Raw genomic sequence first — 19,067 nt, forward strand, 5'->3', positions numbered from 1 at the left:
AGTTCCGCACCGTGACCCCCTATCGCTTCGACAGCACCGACCGCCTGCTCGCCGACCTCGACGGCTTCCGCGTGGAGATCGACGAGGCCCAGGAGCGCGCCGACATCGTGCTGGACCGCCCGCCCTTCAACATCGTCAGCATGCTCCAGCGCGACCAGTTCGGCGCCGTGTTCGCGGCACTCGACCGCGATCCCAGGGTGCGGGTGATCGTCCTGCGCGCCGAGGGCGAGAATTTCTCGTCCGGCGGCAGGATCGCCGGCTTCATGGAGATGTCGGCCGAGCATGTGTCGGAGCTGGCCGTCAACATCGCCGCCCCGGAACGCTGCCGCAAGCCGGTGATCGCCCAGGTCCGCGGCTATTGCTTCGGCGTCGGGTTCGAGCTGTCGCTGGCCTGCGATTTCCGCATCGCGTCGGAAACCGCGCAGTTCGCCCTGCCGGAGATGCGCATCGGCATGATCCCCGGTTCCGGCGGGTCGGCCCGCCTGCTGCACATGATCGGCATCTGCCGGACCAAGGACATGGTGATGCGGGCCAGGCGCATCCCCGGCCGCCAGGCCGCCGACTGGGGTTTCGTCACCGACTGCGTCGCCGACGCCGAGCTGGAGACGGCGGTCGCCGCCCTGGTCGACGAGCTGCGCGGCTTCTCGCCGCTGGCCCAGCGCACCATCAAGGGGGTGCTGAACAGCGGCAACAACGTGTCGGTCGACGGCGCCATCGAGATCGAGGGGCAGGCCTATGGCCGCCTGCGCGGCTCGGAGGACTTCAAGGAGGGCGTCGCCTCCTTCACCGAGAAGCGCAAGCCGGTCTTCAAGGGCGTCTGACCGACGCTTCCAGGCACGGGCAACGAAGCACGGACCCCACAGGGAGGAACCAAAAATCATGACCAAGACCACGCTTCTCGGCACCGCCGCGCTCGTCCTGCTCGGACAAGCCGGCGGCGCGTCCGCCGCCGAACCCATCCGCATCGGGGTGGTGACCCCGTTGTCGGGCACCTATGCGCCGATCGGCCAGCAGGTCCGCTGGGGGCTGGAGCTGGCGACGAAGGAGGTCAACGCCGCCGGCGGCGTCATGGGGCGCCAGATCGAGCTGCTGTTCGAGGACGAGGAGGCCAATCCCGCCGTCGCGACCCAGAAGGCGGAGAAGCTGTTCCAGGTCAACAAGGTCGATTTCCTGACCGGAACCGTCAATTCCGGCTCGACCCTGGCGGTCGGGCAGCTGGCCGAGCGCAACGGCCGGCTGATCGCCACCACCGTCTCCTTCTCCGACGCCATCACCACCGACAAATGCTCGCCCAACGTCTTCCGGGTGAACGCGCGGGCGGGACAGCAGTCGGCGGCGCTGGCGGAATGGCTGGCCAAGGACAAGCCGAAGGCCAAGGTCTATTATCTCGGCCCCGACTACGAGATGGGCCGTTCCACCGTCGCGGCCTTCAAGGCGGCGGCGGAGAAGACCGGGGCGCAATCGACCGGCGAGGTGTTCGCGCCGCTCGGCAGCAAGGACTATTCGCAGTATTTCGGCCAACTCCGCGCCGCGCGGCCCAGCGTGCTCTACACTTCCACCGCCGGCAACGACACCGTCCGGCTGCTGACGCAGATGGGCGAGTATGGGCTGCTGCGCAACCTGACCATTGTCGGCGCGTCGGGCACCGTCACCGCCCAGAACATCGGCGCCATCGGCAAGGCGGCCGACGGCTTCGTCACCGGCGTCGGCTATTCGGCGGAACTGCCGACGCCGGAGAACCAGGCCTTCGTCGCCGCCTTCCGCAAGGCCTACGACACCGCCCCCGACCTTTACGGCGCCGACAGCTACGGCCTGATCGGCTTCTTCAAGGCGGCGGTCGAGAAGGCCGGCGGCACCGACACCGACGCGCTGCGCAAGGCGATGGAGGGGCTGAGCTGGGCGACGCCGCAGGGCACCAAGACCATGCGGGCCGGCGACCATCAGGCGGTGCAGGACATGTACGCCGTGCGCATCGCGGCGGACGGCAGCAGCACCCGCTTCGACGTCGTCGGCACCGTTCCGGGCGACGCAGCCATCGGGCCGGACCAATGCACCCGGTTCTGAGGACGCATTCAAGGAGCCGACGGCCATGGCCGATCTCATCGACTATCTGCAATTCGTCCTGGCGCCGCAGGCGCTGAACGGCCTGTCGCTCGGCGTTGCCGTCGTCCTGATGGCGCTGGGCCTGACCATCATCTTCGGGCTGCTGGACGTCATCAACATGGCCCATGGCGAGTTCTACGCCATGGGCGCCTTCCTGGCGCTGACCCTGGCCGGGCTGGGGGTCGGCTTCTGGGCGCTGCTGGTGCTGGTGCCGCTGCTGATGCTCCCCATCGGCTGGCTGGCCGAGCGCTGGCTGATCGCGCGGGTCTTCCACAGCCGCGACCGCCACATCCTGACCCTGCTGCTGACCTTCGGGCTGGGGATGATCCTGGAGGACCTGCTGAAGCTGGTCTACGGCCCCAACACCCTGCGGCCCGAGAACCCGATCGAGGGCGGCACCGAGATCCTTGGCATGTTCCTGCCGAACTACCGGCTGTTCCTGATCGGCTTCGGCCTCGCGCTGATCGCCGCGGTCTGGCTGGTGGTCTTCCGCACCGGGCTCGGCGCCATGGTGCGGGCCGCCGCCTTCGACAAGGACATGGCCTCGTCGCTGGGGGTGCCGGTGCGCCGGGTCTATGCCGGCACCTTCGCCTTCGGGGTGGCGCTGGCCGGCCTGTCCGGCGTGCTGCTGGCGCCGATCTACTCGGTGTTCCCGACCATGGGCCGCGATTTCATCCTGATGGCCTTCACCGTGGTGATCGTCGGCGGCATGGGCTCGATCCAGGGGGCGGTCGTCGCCGGCCTGCTGCTGACCCAGGTGCAGGCGCTGTCCAGCCTCTACATCTCGCCGGTCTGGTCCGACCCGCTGGTGTTCGGGATCATGGTGCTGGTGCTGATGGTCCGGCCGCAGGGCCTGTTCGGGAGGCTCGGACATGCCTGAGGCCACCAGTTTGCGCACCCTGTCCGACCCCGGCCGCGCCGGGCCGGTTTCCCGGCTTTCCCGTCTGGCGCCGGTCCATTGGCTGGCGCTGGCCTTCCTCGCCGCGGCGCTGGGCTTCGCCGCCGTCGCCTGGGCGACCGGCAACGGCTTCTACCTGCGGCTGGCGACCGAGGCGCTGATCTTCGCCGGGCTGGCGATGAGCGTCGACCTGCTGCTGGGCTACACCGGCCTCCTGTCGCTGGGACAGGCGCTGTATTTCGGGCTCGGCGCCTATGTCTCGGCGTTGGTCCTGCGCGACGTCGCGGCCAGCTTCTGGCTGGCGATGGCGGCGGCCCTGCTGGCGGGCGGGCTGGCCGGGCTGATCGGCGGCGTCATCGCCAACCGGGTGAAGGGCGTCTATTTCGCGCTGATCACCTTCGGGCTGGCCCAGGTCGCCGCCAAGACCGTCTACAACACCCGCGCGCTCGGCGCGTCGGACGGGCTGATCGGCATCCCGCAGATCCGGGTCGGCTTCGGCCCGTTCAGCCTCGACACCGCCGACCCGCTGTCCTTCTTCCTGCTGGTGCTGGCCCTGACCGTGGTCGCCTATGCCGGGCTCGCCTATCTGATGGACGCGCCGTTCGGCCGGACGCTGGCCGCCATCCGCGCCAACGAGAAGCGCGTGCCGTTCCTGGGCTTCGACGCCTGGCGCTACAAGCTGGCGGTCTATGTGCTGGCGGCCTGCGTCGCAGCAACGGCGGGGGCGCTCTACCCGATGCTGCGCGGCTTCGTCTCGCCCGAGCTGATGTTCTTCGAGACCTCCGGCAACGCCGTCATCACCGTCATCGTCGGCGGGGTCGGCACGCTGATCGGGCCGGTGGTGGGCAGCCTGCTGCTGACCGCCCTGCGCTCGGTCGTCGGATCCTGGACCGAGCATCACCTGATCGTCGTGGGGGTCATCTTCATGCTGTCCGTCATCTTCCTGCGCAAGGGACTGGTCGGCGCCCTGCTGGCCCGGCTGACCCGCCACGGCGACCGGGGGAGGGCGGCCCGATGACGGCATCCTCCCTCAGGACGGCGGCGACGGGCGCGGGTTGCGCCTGTGCACTGGGCGTGCGTGACCTGTCGGTGAATTTCGGCGGGCTCCAGGCGGTGGCGGGCGTCGGCTTCGAGGCCGCCGCCGGCCGGATCACCTCGGTCATCGGCCCCAACGGGGCGGGCAAGAGCACGCTGTTCAACCTGATCAGCGGCGCCATCCGCCCGACCGGCGGCCGGGTGACGCTGGACGGCGCCGACGTCACCGGCCGGTCGCCCGACCGGCTGCTCGCCGCCGGGCTGGCGCGGTCCTTCCAGATCACCAACCTGTTCTTCGAGCTGCCGGTCCTGGAAAACCTGCGGATCGCGGCGCAGGTGCTGGAGCGGCCCTGGCACGCGCTGCGTCCGGTCGGCCACAGCCGCCGGGCGCTGGCCAAGGCCGACGCGCTGCTGGAGCGGTTCGGCCTGTCGGCCAAGGCGCGCGAGCTTGCCGGCAACCTGTCGCACGGCGAGCAGCGGCGGCTGGAGATCGCGGTGGCGCTGGCCGCCGAGCCGCGGGTGCTGCTGCTGGATGAGCCGACCCAGGGCATGAGCCACGGCGACACGGCGGACACCGGCGCGCTGATCCGCTCGCTGGCCGGCGACCTGACCGTGCTGCTGATCGAACATGACATCGGTCTGGTGATGAGCCTGTCGGACCATGTCGTCGTGATGGCGCAGGGCCGCAAGATCGCCGAGGGGCCGCCCATGGCGGTGCGCGCCGATCCGGCCGTCCAGGCCGCCTATTTCGGACACGGGTGACGCCATGCTTTCCATCGAGAACCTGCACGCGCATTACGGCCTCAGCCATGTCCTGCAGGGGATATCCCTGCAGGCCGGGCCGGGCGAGGTGGTCGGGCTGTTCGGCCGCAACGGAGTCGGCAAGACCACCATCCTGAAATCCATCGCCGGCTGGGTGCCGGCCAGCTCCGGCACGATCCGCTTCGACGGCGCCGACCTGGCCGGACGGACCCCCGACGAGATCGCCCGTCTCGGGCTCGGGCTGGTGCCGGAGGACCGCCGCATCTTCCCCGGCCTCAGCGTCGAGGAGAATCTGCGGCTGGGGCTGCGCCAATGCCCCGGCCGCGCCCGCCAGGAGAACGAGCGGGCGATCGGCAGCGCCTTCACCCGCTTTCCGCGGCTGGCCGAGCGGCGGCGGCAGCTGGGGACCACCCTGTCCGGCGGCGAGCAGCAGATGCTGGCGATGGCCCGCGTGATGGTCGGCACCGCCAGGCTGCTGCTGATCGACGAGCCGACGGAGGGACTGGCGCCGATGATCGTCGACGAGATCTTCTCGATCATCACCGAGCTGAAGCGGGCCGGGCTGACCATCCTGCTGGTGGAGCAGAACATCCATCGCGCGCTGGAGGTCGCCGACCGTTTCTACGCGGTGGAGCGGGGCCGCATCACGCTCCATGGCGAGGCGGCATCGTCCGTCGACCGTGGCCGGCTGTTGGAGACCGTCGCGGTCTGATCCGGCCGGGCAATCGGGGCCGGGCGCTCAGCCGACCAGCCCGGCGGCCAGATTGACGCCCAGCGCCAGCACCGCCGTATTGAACAGGAAGGACAGGGCGCCGTGCATCAGCACCAGCCGGCGCATGCCGGCGCCGCGGGTGGTGACGTCGGAGACCTGCGCCGTCATGCCGACGGTGAAGCTGAAATACAGGAACTCCAGGTAGTCGGGGGCGTCGTTGCCGGGAAAATCCAGGCAGCGGTCCCCCGTGGTTCGGCCGTCCAGCCAATAGTCGTGGGCGTAATGCTGGGCGAAGAAGACGTGCAGGAAGCTCCAGGACAGCAGCACCGTCGCCGCCGCCAGCACGGCCGCCATCCCTTCATGGGGGGAGCCCTTGGCCGAAACCAGCTCCACCCCGATGGCGGCCATCGCGACGAGGGAGGCCAGCACCGCCCCGGCCAGCACGCCCCATTTGCCGGGGTCGAGCAGCCGGGCCCGGCGGCGCATCGACGCCACCGTCGCCCGCCTCATCAGGATGCCGGCCAGCAGGATATAGACGGCGACCCCCAGGTCCCAGCCGATCAGCAGGGCGGTCGACGGGCGCAGCCACAGGGCCGCCGCACCCCCGGCGGCCAGCGCGACCGCCAGCGCGCCGCTCAGGGAGGGGCGGTTGCGGAGATGGGTCAGGCTGCCGCGCATCTGGCCTCCGGCCGATCTGGGACCGCCAGTTCAGTTGGAGGCTGGATAGAGCGGAAGCAAGCCCTGCTGCCGGCGCTGGTAGCGCACCAGCTCCCACGCGGTCAGCGGCATGGCGCCCGCCGCCCGGCAGGCGTCGGCGACCTCGAACATCAGCGCCTGCTGGTGGAACAGGGTGGCGTAGGCGTCGCCCAGCCGGAACTCCGGATCCCACATGTGGATGGCCTCGGCCCCGGCGCCGTTCACCTCGATGATGCGGAAATCCTCGCCCACCGCCAGCCGCTCCACCGACGCGAAGCGCACGTCGAAACGGCCGAAATGGAAGCCCGGCATCGCATCGGCGATCTCGTCGAAGCGGGCGGTCAGCGTCGCCGTGACATGGCCGCAGGCATCCTTGTAGAGCCCGCCGACCCGGCTGCTGCCGACCAGTGACAGCCGCACCGTCTCGCCTGCCGCCGGCACCTCGTCCAGCCGGGCGGCCAGCGCCTCGCGATGCAGCCCGGCCTTCCAGGAGGCTCGCGGATCGTCGGCGATCAGCGCGCGCAGGCTGGACCGGCCGTCGCCCACCACGTGGGGATAATAGCGGAAGGTCATGGAGAAGATGCGCCCGTGCCGTTCCCCCGGCTTGCGGACGTAGAAGATCCCGGCCTCCCCGGCATGGGGCACATGCTCCTGCAGGATCACCCGCCCCTCGGCCGGGAAGCCCTGGAGATAGGCGTGCAGATCGGCTGCGTCCTGCACCAGCCGCACGCCGATGCCGCGCCAGCCGATGTCGGGCTTGGCCACCAGCGGGAAGGACAGGCCGGCACCCGAGGCCAGCAGTTCCAGCCCCGAAGGCGTCAGCGACGGTCGGTTGTCCAGCACCATGGACCGGGCGGCCCAGCGCCGCGCCGCCGGACCGATCAGCTCCATGCAGGCGATCTTCGATTCCCCCAGCAGCCCGCCCGCCTCGATCGACGGGTTGGCGGCGGTCGGCAGGGTCAGGCTGCGGTAGCGGATGCCGAGCGCGAACCATTGGACCACCAGCGGGATGTAGAACAGCAGCGGCGGGATGCGCTCGGCCCAGCCGATGGTAGGGGCGCCGGCGGGGACGACCGGCAGGCCGGGCAGGGCGATGGCGCGCCGGGTCGGGTTGCCGTGCAGCGCGGCGCGCAGGGCAGGGGGCAGCTGCGGCTCCGCCAATTCGCGGATGCGGGCGAACAGGGCCTTTACGATGGATCGGGCGCGCCGGGTACGCAGGGCGATCAGCAATGCCGCCCCGCCGATGCCGATGACCTGCACCTGCAAGGCCGCCGATTCCAGCGACGACGTCATCAGCGTCAGCAACAGCCCGACATGCACGCCCGCCGTCACCAGGGTGATGACGGTGAAGCGCAGGAACGGCACCCGCATGGCTCCGCAGGCGAAGTAGGTCGGGAACAAGACCCCGGGGACCAGACGGCAAGTCACCAGCGTCGGCAGCAAGTTGTGCTGCAAGGCATTGCGGCAGCGCTCAAGCATCGGCCCTTCGGTCCGCCGCCGGATCCAGGTGATGCGCAGAGACGATAGTCCGAGGACATAAATGAACAAGTCGCCGATAACAATCCCACACAGCAGCGTGAAAGCGGTCACGCCGATGCTGACCGTACCGACGCTGACCAGGCTGGCCCCCGCCGCAATTGCAACGTCTTCGTGCAGCAGTGTCAGCAAAGCAAGGCCCAGCAAGAGGGGGAATCCGGCGAAGGCGGTTATTGGTTGCAATGCAGCAAACACGGGCGGGATGTCCGTTGGAAGTTTGGCGGCTGGTGAGCCTTCGGCAAAATTGCATAGGAAATGGTAAGCTTCACGTTAAAACTTTTGTAAAACCGTGCGGCATGGTGACGGTTTGTTTGTAGCCATATTGAAAACATATGGGAATGATCGTAAATATGTGTTTGCAGGTATGGCGCCGACACGGCACAGTGCGCTTCAATCAATCGGCGGCCAATGGCTGTCAGGCGATGGCTGCCGGCCGATGACCGGCGGCCCAACCGCCACATGACACGAGCAGGAGACGCACCGTGCAGAGCATCCAGTGGGACGACGCCTTCCTTCTTGAAGCCCAGCTGACCGAGGACGAGAAGCTGGTCCGCGACAGCGCCCGCGCCTACTGCCAGGACCGGCTGCAGCCCCGTGTCATCTCTGCCTTCCGCGAGGAGCGGTTCGACCGCGAGATCATGAGCGAGATGGGCGAGCTGGGCCTGCTGGGGTCCACCATCCCCGAGGAGTATGGCTGTCCGGGCGTCAGCCACGTCGCCTACGGGCTGGTCGCCCGCGAGGTGGAGCGGGTGGACAGCGGCTACCGCTCTGCCATGTCGGTGCAGTCCTCGCTGGTCATGCACCCGATCTTCTCCTACGGCAGCGAGGAGCAGAAGAAGAAGTGGCTGCCGCGGCTGGCCACCGGCGAGCTGGTCGGCTGCTTCGGCCTGACCGAGCCGGACCATGGCTCCGACCCCGGCGGCATGAAGACCCGCGCCACCAAGGTCGACGGCGGCTATCTGCTGACCGGTTCCAAGATGTGGATCACCAATTCCCCCATCGCCGACCTTGCCGTCGTCTGGGCGAAGTCGGACGCCCATGACAACAAGATCAAGGGCTTTGTGGTGGAGCGCGGGACCAAGGGCTTCTCGACGCCGAAGATCGAGGGCAAGCTGTCGCTGCGCTCGTCGGTCACCGGCGAGATCGTGCTGGACGGGGCCTTCGTGCCGGACGAGAACCTGCTGCCCAACGCGTCGGGCCTGGGCGGGCCGTTCGGCTGCCTGAACAAGGCGCGCTACGGCATCGCCTGGGGCGTGATGGGGGCGGCGGAATTCTGCTGGCACGCCGCGCGCCAGTACACGCTGGACCGCAAGCAGTTCGGCCGTCCGCTGGCCGCGACCCAGCTGGTCCAGAAGAAGCTGGCCGACATGATGACCGAGATCGCGCTGGGCCTGCAGGGCTGCATCCGGGTCGGCCGCATGATGGACGACGGCAGCTGGTCGCCGGAGGCGGTGTCGCTGATCAAGCGCAACAACTGCGGCAAGGCGCTCGACATCGCCCGCGTCGCCCGTGACATGCATGGCGGCAACGGCATCTCCGACGAGTTCCAGGTCATCCGCCACATGGTGAACCTGGAGACGGTGAACACCTACGAAGGTACCCACGATGTCCATGCCCTGATCCTGGGCCGGGCGCAGACGGGGATCCAGGCGTTCTCGTGAGTGAAGGGCTGTGGCCTTCGTACAATTTCTGAGCTGATGGACTCACCCTCCCTCCGCTTTCTGTGGACCTTCGATCCGTCCGCCCCGGCGTCCGGCGCATGGGGGGCGCGAAAACGGAGGGGGGGCAAGGGAGGGTCCGGAAATCGGTGTGGTTGCGGATTTCCGGACCCTGGTCCCTGCTGACACAGCGGCTTTCTTGTGCATGACAACTCGATCTTGCCCCGGTTCGGCGGTTCTCCCGCAGTTTGCGTGGATCGGGCTGCGGGGAGGACGCGACGGGGCAGCAGATCGACGCTGACGTGTCCGTGTGTCCGACGCTTGATCAGCTTCAGCCTGTTGACCTGCCCCTCTGCCTGGGCTGTGCGACAAGCGCTTCACCTCCGCCTACCTCTACGCCGCCATCTGCCCAGCCAGCGGCGCCGACTCCGCGCTGGTGATGCCAACCGTCTCCACTACCGTCATGAGCCCGTTCCTGGACGGCGTCTCCCGGAGCCTGGAACCGGACATCCAGGCGGTGCTGCCGCTCGACCGATCCGGCTGGCATGGATCGCGGGCGCTGGTCGTGCCGGACAACATCACGCTGGTGCCGCTGCCGCCCTACAGTCCCGAGTTGAACCCGGTCGAGCGCGTCTGGCTGTATCTACGAGAGCGCTTTCTGTCTCACCACCGGCTTTTGGACGACGCCGACGCCGTGGTCCAAGCCTGCTGTGATGCCTGGAATGCCCTCGCCGACACACCGGGGCACCTACGCTCCCTCACCAGCTACCCATGGCTCTCATGTGTCAATAATTGGGCGTGGCGGTATCAGTTCCATAGCGCCATCGGCCCTTTGCTCGGCGATATGTTCCGCCCGCTCTCGACTGTCTGCGTCGTTAAAGCTGTGCTGTTTGCGCCAAGTGTCCTGCGACACTACTCGGCGGGCAAACCAGTCCTCGACCAGTTCGGCGATTTGATCAGCGGTCAGATCGGGCTTACGGGCAACCATTCGGAACAAGCGGTCGGTGACAGCTGCGAGGCGTCGCGCCCGTTCCAAGGCTTCGGGATAGGGCACCGCGCCGACGGATCGCACGATGTAGGCGCGGCCACCGAACCGGGGCCGAAGGTCGGAAGGGATGTGACGGACGAAATCATGCCGCCCACCGTGGGCGCGAAGAAAGCGGTTCTCGGCGTTCGCGGCCATGGACACACAACCTTTCGTCATGTCCACAGCGGTAGTGCCTAAGGCGGTAAACCGTCGCCTGCTACGTGCCCGATTTTCCGCCCGTTTGGGCCGAAATCCGGTAAGCTACTGAACTGCTTAGGGAAAGGTTGGTTGGGGGACTAGGATTCGAACCTAGGCTGGCGGAGTCAGAGTCCGCTGTCCTACCGCTAGACGATCCCCCAGACCGTCACCGGGAAAATCAGGCGGCTTGAACCGACCTGGCCCGGCTTCGTGCACTTTCCAGATAACCGCATCGTTGCTGATGTGGGGCAGGGTTTTGGCGCGTTTGGGCAGCGGCGTCAAGCCTCGGATTTCGATGTGCAGCTGTTCGGGACCGAAGGCGTCTGCGGCGGGCTTGCGCTGGCTATGCCGCCAAGGAAGCGGGACTGGCGCCGGAGGCAGCCCCAGCCGCCAAGAAGTAACGGACCGCTCAGAAAGGCATCCGCTGTCAGGATGTTCCCTATCGGGAGCGCGACACCCAAGTCATGCGTCATCTTTGTCAAAGGACAATCCAATTTTCCGTTCAATTCACGAGCCAAAGTAGCTTGAATGCTGCCAAGGTATGCGATATGGTCTTTTCAGCACGCACATCGTGGTCCGGATGAACTGGCATCGATTGCGTAGCTAGCGCGGTCAAGAGGCTTGACCTAGCGATCAACGCTAGGATCAGGAGTGCGCCTCGAGACCGTCATCGCTACCCGTCTCTAAATTTCCCGCCGCTATCGGCGCGGACGCCGACGCAAGCGTGTTTGCCGCACTCGCCGCCGTGCTTGTGGCTGCGGAACGCGAGTATGGCGCCGGGAATGCTGGGCTGACCGCACGAGCCGCCCTGACGATTGGGGCCCTGCACGCGACCGACATCCGAGCCGCAGCGCGCCGAGCCGTCCGCCGGTTCCCGGAACTCTCTGCCGATGCCAACCGCCTGCCTTCCATCCTTGAGGTTGGTCGCCGCCTTGCTGCGGCCAGTCTCCGAGACGAGGGCTGAACAATGGTGATCGTCCACACCGCCTCAGCTTGCGATGGCCGCAACTACGTCGTCGTCGAGTATGCCCCGAAGCTGGGTTGCCGCTGGTACGAAGCCCGGCGGCTGGTGCTCGCAGAGACCGACGGGACGCCCTACTACCAGACCAACGGGCGCAACGTCGTCCGCATCTTCAAGGACATCAGCTACCACGATGTGCGGTCCCGCTCGGTGGGATGGGAGTATCGCGGCATGGTCGAGCGTCTGAAGCGCAAGGCGGATGAGCTTGCCCAGGAGGTCATCACACCATCTGGTACGCTGGTCCTCACGGAGAAGGATCTGGAGGCCGCAGCCAACGCGGCAGGAGGCATGAAATGACGTGCCGCCGCTCCGCCCCTGTAACGGCTAACGATGTCGGCGAACTCCACGGGACGTCGACGGTTGGCGTTTTCGTTTGTCGAGCAGCCATTGATGTCTCCAAAGGCACGCTGATTTCGGTATCCGATGGAGATGCGCCATGAGCGTTCAATCGTCGTACGCCGCCTGGGAACTCTGGCACAGCGGATACAAGGAACTCGGCGCCCTTGGTCTCGCACGGGCCTTCGCATTCGCTGCCGGTCGGGGATGGGCTCGGGGTGAACTGATCCTGTCCGTCTCGCTAGAGGAGCGGGACGCGAACAATGTGCTGAGATGCCGCGTGCTCTTCCTGGAACTTACTCACGCCGTTCCGTCCGAGCTTACGGCCGATGAGGTGTCAGAGGTCCGCGCGGCCGTTGCGATGGCGCCGTCCTCATGGCGGGAACGGGTTCAGCACAGCACCCTGATGATCAACCTCCCTTCGAGCCGTCCCGACTGCCCGGTTGAGGCCGCCGCCACCGCTGGTGGCTGCATCAAAAGCCACCGGTCACTTGGTTTCCAATGGTCGAACAGCACCACCCCAGCACCTGGAAAATGAACGAATGCTCTACTACCCAGACGGTTCGCGAAAGCCCTCTACCGGCCTACGCGACACCATCGTGGTCAGGGTCGACATGGAGAAGCCCCGCGAGCACGAGCAGGGTCATCTCTCACGCTTCGCGCTGCACCGCCAGATCTGCGCGGCGGCGGTGGCCACCGTCATCCGCGACTACGACATCGAAGGGCGGGTGGACTGCTGCCTGCGTGTCCGTGTCTCGGTCGATCTGAAGAACGTGCGCACGACCGGCGGCAAAAGGGACATCGCCAGGGCTCTGGAAACCACGTTCGAGCTCGATCTGACATTCGATCCTGATGACCTGGGAGACGATGCTGAGGAGCTCGCCTCGCAGCCAGCCGAGGTCCGCCTCCTGCGCGTGGTCGAGAACCATCTGACCCTGGCCTGGGAAGCCTACAGGCTCGATCAGTTCACGTGGGACGCATCGGTGGTGATCGACGGTCTGCGAACCATGCTCCACCGTGAACGCCGGTCGGTTCACGACGTTCTCAAGGCGCTTCAGGAACTGGAGATGATCGATATCCTCCACGGCCGGACACACGATGGCTACTGGCGCTTCGAACGACGCCGACAAGGAGAGCGCCTGGAAGGATGGCTGGAAGGTCTCCCGGATGCCTCCGACGTCCTCCTGGTCGACGAGGCGGGACGGACACTGGTCGTGAACGAATTCGGGCGTCTCGCGATCGGACCCAACGTCGCCGAGCGAGTGGCGGAGCAGGCGCGCCTCATGGCTTCCGCGTCTCAAGAGACGCCCTCTACCCCTCTGCGAACAGCCAGCCGGTAGGAGCCTAGGTCAACGCCGTTCAGGGCAACCGTAGCCCTGAACGGCGTTGATGCTCGCACCCTCTGAGGGAACTGGCCAGCACTCCCCCCTACCGCCCTCTGTTCTTGTCGAGGATGCTGTCGAACCGATCCCGGGGCAGCAGCCCAGCCCGCTTGGCCGCCGCCGTGAGTTCCTCGACGGAGGTGACCCCGGCCTGCCGGACCGCCTCGTCGGCCCCGAGTTGGCCAGAGGCTAGGCCGTTCCACGCCTCGTGGAGTTCGAGAAGCCATTCCTCGCTCGGGTGCTCCACCGGAGGCCAGGGCAGCGGCACGCCAAGGGCGCCGCCCGGCCCGGCCGGATCGACCTCGGGGTTGGCCGATTCGAACAGCGCGAGCCGCTCCCGGATTGCCGCCAGGGTCACCGGCGTGTAGCCCTAGCTGTCGACACCAACATCCAGGCTTGCTCGACAGCCAGGCAAACGGCCGTGCGAGTGACCGAAAAATTGCAGGGCCCCGTACCTCATCCCGTTCCACACACGCATCCCGTAGTGGAGCAGAATGATCCGCTGTTTTTCCACGGAGATCTCGCGGTAGTGGGCGGGCTGCGACGACCAGGGAAGTGCAATGGTCGCGCCGCTGTCATGATTGCCGATGATCAGGTGCTTGCGGCCATTCAGGCGCCGAAAGATGTTGGCCATCCGCTTGGGATCACAGCGAACCGCGAAATCACCGAGATGGTAGACATCATCCTTCGGGCCGACGACCGCGTTCCAGTTCGCGATTAGCGTTTCGTCCATCTCCTCGGCATCGGTGAATGGACGGTTGCAGAAGCGAATGACGTTCGAGTGACCGAAATGAGTATCGGCCGTAAAATAGGTCTGCGGCATATTGGAATTCCGGGTCGGTGAGCACGGCTTTAGGCCGCCGCCCCGGTACGGGTCGGGCGACCTCAGGGCGCGTGTCGCGCCTCGCATATGTCGTCTATTCGATTCATCTCGCCCCCTTGCCCGGCCTGCTCGCCGGTATGCGCTCCCCGTATATTGCCAAGCCCGGCAGCCGGAGCCCAGCGGATTTTTACCGGCGCGTCTCTCTGAGCAGAGCACCAGAAGCGCCAGTCCGGTGACCTCAACATGTCGGCGGCCCGGCGTCTGCCGAGGTCTTACCATGCCGGGATCATGCAATATCGAAAGCCGCTCGATTGGCGACCACCCCAACATGTCGTCGGGCGCGGAGGCGCCCGAAGAAAGCGCAGGCAGGCCGGGGTCAGTGCGTTATCTGCGAAGACGGCCCGAAGAAGCCGGGGGAGGGGGGCACGCGCGCCCGTTCGCCGTTGCGGCATCGCCGAGAGCCAACCGGTGGGCGAAGGCTTCCAGAGCACTCGTCAGCTGGCGCGCCACGATGAAGGCGAGGGGGCTGCGAAGCCTATCGGGACTGTAACCGATATCCTGGAGCACCTCGGTCGTCGCCGTGACGGCAGCCTCGAAGTCGGCCCGCTCGACGCCGTCCGGGCGGCGCAGGTCATCCACCAGTTCGTCAAGGCCGATCAGCAGACGGAAGCGCAGGTTCTCGGCGATGTGGCCATCCGTCTCTAACTCGGCAGCGAGGGCGGGCAGATAGCAGCTGGCCAAGTCACGGCCGGGGTCTTCGTAGATGCGCCCCTGCGGCAGCGACGCCAGCGCCTCGCGCAGTCGGATGAGCGTCTCCCCGGCCGCCAGGGAACCCTTGGCAGGGCTGCCCACGGTTTCGACCTTGGCTTCAGTGGCGACGGCTTCCACCGCCGGGACGGGGGCGGAGGTCTTTCTGGTCGGGGAAGCAGCGAAGGGCCGCCGGATGGGCAGTAGAGGTCGGGGCGCTTCGCTGACGTGGGCAGGTTTCTCGGCAGGCGTCTCTTCGACGGCTGCGGTGGCCGGGGGAGGCGTCACCTGCGCCAAATGCCGCGACAACATCTCCTCCCGAAGCGTCGATCGCTCGGCCTTCTCATCCATGACGGCTTCTTGGGCCAGCCGCAGAGCCTCTCCCAGCAGGCTCGAAGCACGGCGCAGCACATCCTGGTGATCTTCACCGTGCCCCTCGTAGGCCATTGCGTTGGCCGCGTCCTGCCAGAGCTCGCTGACGTTCTCGGTGAAGCGGCTGCTGCCTTCCAAAACCAGCTGAGCCAAACCCTGGTGCGGCTGATGTCCGGAGCGGAGCGCCTCCTTGAGTAGGCGGGATGGCGCGTCGGCAAGGTCGCGCGCATACGCGGCCGAGAGCCGAACGAACGTACGGTCCATGTCGCCGGATTCCTCGTTCACCATGCTGGCGAGTGCCCGCCGTATGTCGGCCGCGTCTACCCGCTCGAACCTCGTCCGCCGCGGCATCGGGGAGGCCGGGACGAAAAGGTCGGCTTCGACCAGCATCCCCGTGCCGACGGCAGGCATTGGGAGATCGGGCGGCAGCGGCTGGCCGACATGCCAAAGCGCGGTTTCCTCTGAACGCAGACGTGCCGAGGAGAAGGTCTCGAAGTGCTTCCGCCACATCGCCGACGTCATCACCCGGCCGTCGGCGTTCCAGGCGTGAACGCGGCCGGTCGAGCCGTCCCGAAGCAGCCAGCGCCTGAGGCGTGCAGCCTCCACAAGCTCCAACTCCGCTGAGTCCAGGCTCCATGCCTTCCCCTCGGCCGCCAACCGAGCGATCGCGCAGACGAAGGCGGAGAAGGCCGTGCGGATCCCCCCCGAGAAGTCGGCCTCAATGGCGAACGGCGTGCTGACGCGCTGGCGGGCCGCATGAGCGTGGACGAGCCACTGGTCCCTCAGCTGCTCGGCCGCGATGGGCGCGCCGACCTGGGCCAGATAGTCCGCCGCACGGTGAACCCACAAGCCGGGGAGGGCCATGCGCTTGCCGTCGGCGGGGCCATCGAAGACGGTGAGCTTGCGCAGCCTGTCCCTCGCGGCATAGCGAGCTTGGTAGGCAAGCGGATCGAACCCGTCGGCCAGCAGTCTGGCAGATTTGTGCTCGGCCGGTCCGGCCGCAACCCTGAGCCAGCCGTCGTCGCGCTCGATGGCTACGTGGTGATCTGGACCAAGATGTTCGCGCACCCATGGCAGCGCGTCAGCCAGGACGGTGTCCACGTCGGCTGCGGGAGGCAGGCCGAGGATCTTGCGTAGCTTCGCCCTGGACCATGACCGAATCGCGTTGTCGCCCCTCCGGACGGCCACGCCCCTCACCGCGATGAGCAGCCTCAGCGCCGCAGCGGACGGCGCCACCCGGACGACAGCCACTGGCAGAAGCACGTAGAGCTTCTGGCTGCACCATGCCTCGAGCGTGCGGTGCAGCCGGAGGAGGCCGTCATCCAAATCGTAGATGAACGCCACCCGCTTCGGCAGACGCTTCGCCGAGAGATCCGGTCCGTCGGCCAACGGCTGGCCACCGGCCCGGCGCAAGGCGCCCTCGATGGCTTTCTTCGGCAAACCGGCCGACCGCGCGAGAGCGCTCAACCGGATCTCCCGATACCCGGCCGACCGGTAGGCGGCGATCGTCGCGTACACGGCCCATGCCTCGAGATCCATGATTGGCCTGCCGAGGCAAGACTCCACGTCGAGGGGGACGACGACGCCGACACCGAGATCCCAATCCTCGGCCCGTCCGCGCGCGGTGGCCACCAGGCCGCGGTGATCGGTGTTCTTCCGGGGAGGGGCAATGCTGTGCCGACGTGCCATGGGGGACTCTGGGCTGGACTGACAATCCCATTGTCCGGTGGACGGAGTCCAATCCGCAAGACTGTCGGTCCGTCCACCTGAGATCTCGTGCCATGGGGCGGCCACAACGAGCGACCCGTTCTGCCGACCGATGCGCCGACGGACGGAATAGCGGCATGAATGTATTACAATCAGTAGGTTGTGAGTAGAATGAGTCCCAGAATAAAAGAAATTTAGTCGGCAGTGCCTGCCTCCGCGCCGAAGCCGCTTACCGACGGCATCTCCCCTCCGGGTCAGGCTGGTAGACCATCGGCGCCTCGGTCCGGGAAGGGGCAGATCCTCCCCGCGTACCCGTCCCATGCAGACCCGCTTCGGCTCACCCGGCCGACGGTATCACGAACACTGTGTAGGGGAGCAGGCTGAGGCTCCGCAAGCCGAAGCCGGACTACAGGATCTCTTTCATTCTGGCACTCATAAAACCGTTAATTCGTTGATTTACAACGATACATACAGAAAAGCCCGCTCGGCAGACTCTGGGGCCGGAAGTCCGAGCGACATCGTGCATCAGCTTGGCCGGGCACAGCCTTCTGGCCGCCGATGTAGCCAAGCCCTCAGCCACTGTGCCGGTCCAGAGGGGATGGGGGCGCCGTTTTTCGTCAGAATGTAGCTATATCAGTGGGTTGCTGGAAAATTGAGCGCCAGAATGAAAATAATTCAGTCGGCAGTGCCTGCCTCCCGCGCTGAACTGCGTGCGAGCTAGCCGACAGGTTCGTCGCCGCACACCTGGGCAAGATCGGCCGGGAAGGGAAGTGCCTGAGCCAGAAGCCCAGGGCAGCCTCTGTCTTGCGTCCATCCCGGAGGCCGGTTGGGCAGGCGGACCATTGTCTCGCAGCCTTGGCCTGCGCATCCCGGAAGCGGGCTACAGGATCTCTTTTTATTCTGGGACTCATATCTGTAATAAACCACTGATATATAACGATTGTGTCTGAAAAAGCCGCATTGGCTATACCCATACCCTCCATCGGCTCGACGGTCTGCGGCACGGCCGTCGGCGAGGCTGTCAGCATATCTCTGATGGTAGGGGAATACGTCGGCCCTGTGCCGCGCACCGTGGTCTTCGGATGAGTGCAAGCCCGATCAAGGGCTGCTGCAATCTCTTTTCATTCTGGCACTCATCTTCCTGGTAAACATCTGATTTATAAGAAAATGTGCTGAGATTTCCGTGTTTCTGGCCCTGGTAGGCATCACCCTACGACGGCGCCGATAGCAGGCTGCTTCGAGATGGGCTCCTGATGGTGAAGGTGTTGATGGTGCCCTGCGTTTACCGTGGGGCAAGCCACGTCTGGATAATCCAGTTCCTTCCGGCTAGACCGGTCCGTAGAGGGATGGAACCGTGCTGAAGGGTGCAATGAGCGCTCGCAGGCAGACGGCACGCGGTATCCGATCCTCTGCCCATCCAGTAATCGCAAAGATTGCCGATGCTGAGGAGTTTTCAATGGAAACGGTGTGATGCCCGGGGCACGATGTGGACCTCGACATTCGGCTTGGAGGTGGAGCCATGGGAGAGGTCATCAAGTTCGCGGCGAGGCGGAAGCTCACGGCTCCCCAGAGTGCGTTGCCGAAGGGACCAACCTGCGCGGATGTCGCGGCCTTCCTGGCGCAACTCGAGCATGGCGGCCTCCGCTGCGCGGGGACGCGGCCCGCGGGGAACGGACACGAGGTAGACTTGGAACTCTGGGGCCGTCGTCGCCTGACCATCCTCACGAACACCCTGAGGATGACGCCGGACAGGATCGACACGGCGCTCCGCACCGCAGCCACCCGGCTGCGGGAGCAGGCTCAAGGCAGGGGCGTCTTGGACCTCAAACTGTTCCGCCAGCGTTGGCTTGAGACGGCCGAAGCGCTTGTCATCTGCACGACGCCGCCCTGCTTGCCGGAATCACTGGAGCACGCGCTCGACGACGTGGCGGCTGCCCTGCTGGTCCTCCAGGCGGCACCGGCGATTTGGGCCGCCGCATGGGACGCGGCCGAGGGACGGCAGCAGGCGGGGGGCTGAGTTACCACCCCCTGGCCGCCGTGGCCGCGTGTACCGG

General features: G+C 66.7%; 17 protein-coding genes, 1 tRNA gene and 1 pseudogene. 12 read left to right on the forward strand and 7 right to left on the reverse strand.

Annotated features, from left to right (window positions below; translation table 11 throughout):
- Positions 1–11: 11 nt before the first annotated feature.
- From ABMY26_RS33310 to ABMY26_RS33335, 6 genes are read left to right on the forward strand one after another with little or no spacing between them, the layout of a single operon-like run.
- A complete protein-coding gene (locus ABMY26_RS33310) occupies positions 12–821 on the forward strand; it encodes an enoyl-CoA hydratase/isomerase family protein (RefSeq protein ID WP_372400489.1) in 810 nt (269 codons plus the stop codon).
- 58 nt (positions 822–879) lie between these two features.
- Positions 880–2,064, forward strand: coding sequence for an ABC transporter substrate-binding protein (locus tag ABMY26_RS33315; RefSeq protein ID WP_372400490.1), 1,185 nt, complete (start codon positions 880–882; stop codon positions 2,062–2,064).
- A gap of 25 nt (positions 2,065–2,089) precedes the next feature.
- Positions 2,090–2,983 (forward strand): branched-chain amino acid ABC transporter permease, encoded by an 894-nt coding sequence (locus ABMY26_RS33320; RefSeq protein WP_045583566.1) that lies wholly within the window; start codon positions 2,090–2,092, stop codon positions 2,981–2,983.
- Positions 2,976–4,019, forward strand: a complete 1,044-nt coding sequence (locus ABMY26_RS33325; RefSeq protein WP_372400491.1) for a branched-chain amino acid ABC transporter permease — start codon at positions 2,976–2,978, stop codon at positions 4,017–4,019. Before ABMY26_RS33320 ends, ABMY26_RS33325 begins: the two co-directional genes overlap by 8 nt.
- The gene (locus tag ABMY26_RS33330; protein ID WP_372400492.1) at positions 4,016–4,798 is read left to right on the forward strand and encodes an ABC transporter ATP-binding protein; all 783 of its coding nucleotides are present in this window, start codon (positions 4,016–4,018) and stop codon (positions 4,796–4,798) included. The genes ABMY26_RS33325 and ABMY26_RS33330 overlap by 4 nt, the downstream gene beginning before the upstream one ends.
- 4 nt (positions 4,799–4,802) lie before the next feature.
- Positions 4,803–5,510: an ABC transporter ATP-binding protein gene (locus ABMY26_RS33335; protein ID WP_372400493.1), complete on the forward strand. Its 708-nt coding sequence runs from the start codon at positions 4,803–4,805 to the stop codon at positions 5,508–5,510.
- Between the two features lie 27 nt (positions 5,511–5,537).
- Here ABMY26_RS33335 and ABMY26_RS33340 read toward each other — a convergent pair whose 3' ends face one another.
- Positions 5,538–6,188: a DUF1345 domain-containing protein gene (locus ABMY26_RS33340; protein WP_372400494.1), complete on the reverse strand. Its 651-nt coding sequence runs from the start codon at positions 6,186–6,188 to the stop codon at positions 5,538–5,540.
- Between the two features lie 30 nt (positions 6,189–6,218).
- Complete coding sequence (locus ABMY26_RS33345) at positions 6,219–7,889, reverse strand: VTT domain-containing protein (protein ID WP_372400495.1); 1,671 nt, start codon at positions 7,887–7,889, stop codon at positions 6,219–6,221.
- Positions 7,890–8,224: 335 nt separating this feature from the next.
- Between ABMY26_RS33345 and ABMY26_RS33350 the strand changes: the two genes are divergently transcribed.
- Both ABMY26_RS33350 and ABMY26_RS33355 read left to right on the forward strand, forming a co-directional pair.
- A complete protein-coding gene (locus ABMY26_RS33350) occupies positions 8,225–9,403 on the forward strand; it encodes an acyl-CoA dehydrogenase (RefSeq protein WP_045583563.1) in 1,179 nt (392 codons plus the stop codon).
- Positions 9,404–9,761: 358 nt separating this feature from the next.
- A pseudogene (locus tag ABMY26_RS33355) lies at positions 9,762–10,073 on the forward strand (transposase); the annotation flags it as partial.
- A 105-nt stretch (positions 10,074–10,178) separates the two neighbouring features.
- Here the strand turns inward: ABMY26_RS33355 and ABMY26_RS33360 are convergent.
- Together ABMY26_RS33360 and ABMY26_RS33365 are read right to left on the reverse strand one after the other, a co-directional pair.
- On the reverse strand, positions 10,179–10,604 hold the full coding sequence (locus tag ABMY26_RS33360) for a DUF6538 domain-containing protein (protein WP_372400516.1): 426 nt from the start codon (positions 10,602–10,604) through the stop codon (positions 10,179–10,181).
- Positions 10,605–10,712: 108 nt separating this feature from the next.
- A tRNA-Gln gene (locus ABMY26_RS33365) sits at positions 10,713–10,786 on the reverse strand.
- Between the two features lie 806 nt (positions 10,787–11,592).
- Here ABMY26_RS33365 and ABMY26_RS33370 point away from each other — a divergent pair.
- From ABMY26_RS33370 to ABMY26_RS33380, 3 genes are all read left to right on the forward strand, one after another.
- A complete protein-coding gene (locus ABMY26_RS33370) occupies positions 11,593–11,943 on the forward strand; it encodes a hypothetical protein (RefSeq protein WP_372400496.1) in 351 nt (116 codons plus the stop codon).
- Between the two features lie 139 nt (positions 11,944–12,082).
- Positions 12,083–12,520 carry a hypothetical protein gene (locus ABMY26_RS33375; RefSeq protein ID WP_372400497.1) on the forward strand — a complete coding sequence of 146 codons (438 nt, stop codon included), beginning with the start codon at positions 12,083–12,085 and terminating at the stop codon, positions 12,518–12,520.
- A 4-nt stretch (positions 12,521–12,524) separates the two neighbouring features.
- Entirely contained in the window at positions 12,525–13,322 is a 798-nt protein-coding gene (locus ABMY26_RS33380; protein WP_372400498.1) for a hypothetical protein, read from the forward strand.
- Positions 13,323–13,410: 88 nt separating this feature from the next.
- On the opposite strand, the gene ABMY26_RS33385 is transcribed toward ABMY26_RS33380, so the two are convergent.
- From ABMY26_RS33385 to ABMY26_RS33395, 3 genes are all read right to left on the reverse strand, one after another.
- Positions 13,411–13,722 (reverse strand): hypothetical protein, encoded by a 312-nt coding sequence (locus ABMY26_RS33385; protein ID WP_372400499.1) that lies wholly within the window; start codon positions 13,720–13,722, stop codon positions 13,411–13,413.
- Positions 13,723–13,734: 12 nt separating this feature from the next.
- Complete coding sequence (locus tag ABMY26_RS33390; RefSeq protein WP_372400500.1) at positions 13,735–14,187, reverse strand: metallophosphoesterase; 453 nt, start codon at positions 14,185–14,187, stop codon at positions 13,735–13,737.
- 384 nt (positions 14,188–14,571) lie between these two features.
- A complete protein-coding gene (locus ABMY26_RS33395; protein WP_372400501.1) occupies positions 14,572–16,995 on the reverse strand; it encodes a hypothetical protein in 2,424 nt (807 codons plus the stop codon).
- A gap of 1,537 nt (positions 16,996–18,532) precedes the next feature.
- On the opposite strand from ABMY26_RS33395, the gene ABMY26_RS33400 reads away from it, so the two are divergent.
- Entirely contained in the window at positions 18,533–19,030 is a 498-nt protein-coding gene (locus ABMY26_RS33400; RefSeq protein ID WP_372400502.1) for a hypothetical protein, read from the forward strand.
- The last annotated feature ends 37 nt before the right edge of the window (positions 19,031–19,067 follow it).

Origin of the sequence: Azospirillum sp. HJ39 (genome assembly GCF_041507355.1) — a bacterium.
Taxonomy (GTDB): Bacteria; Pseudomonadota; Alphaproteobacteria; order Azospirillales; family Azospirillaceae; genus Azospirillum; species Azospirillum thiophilum.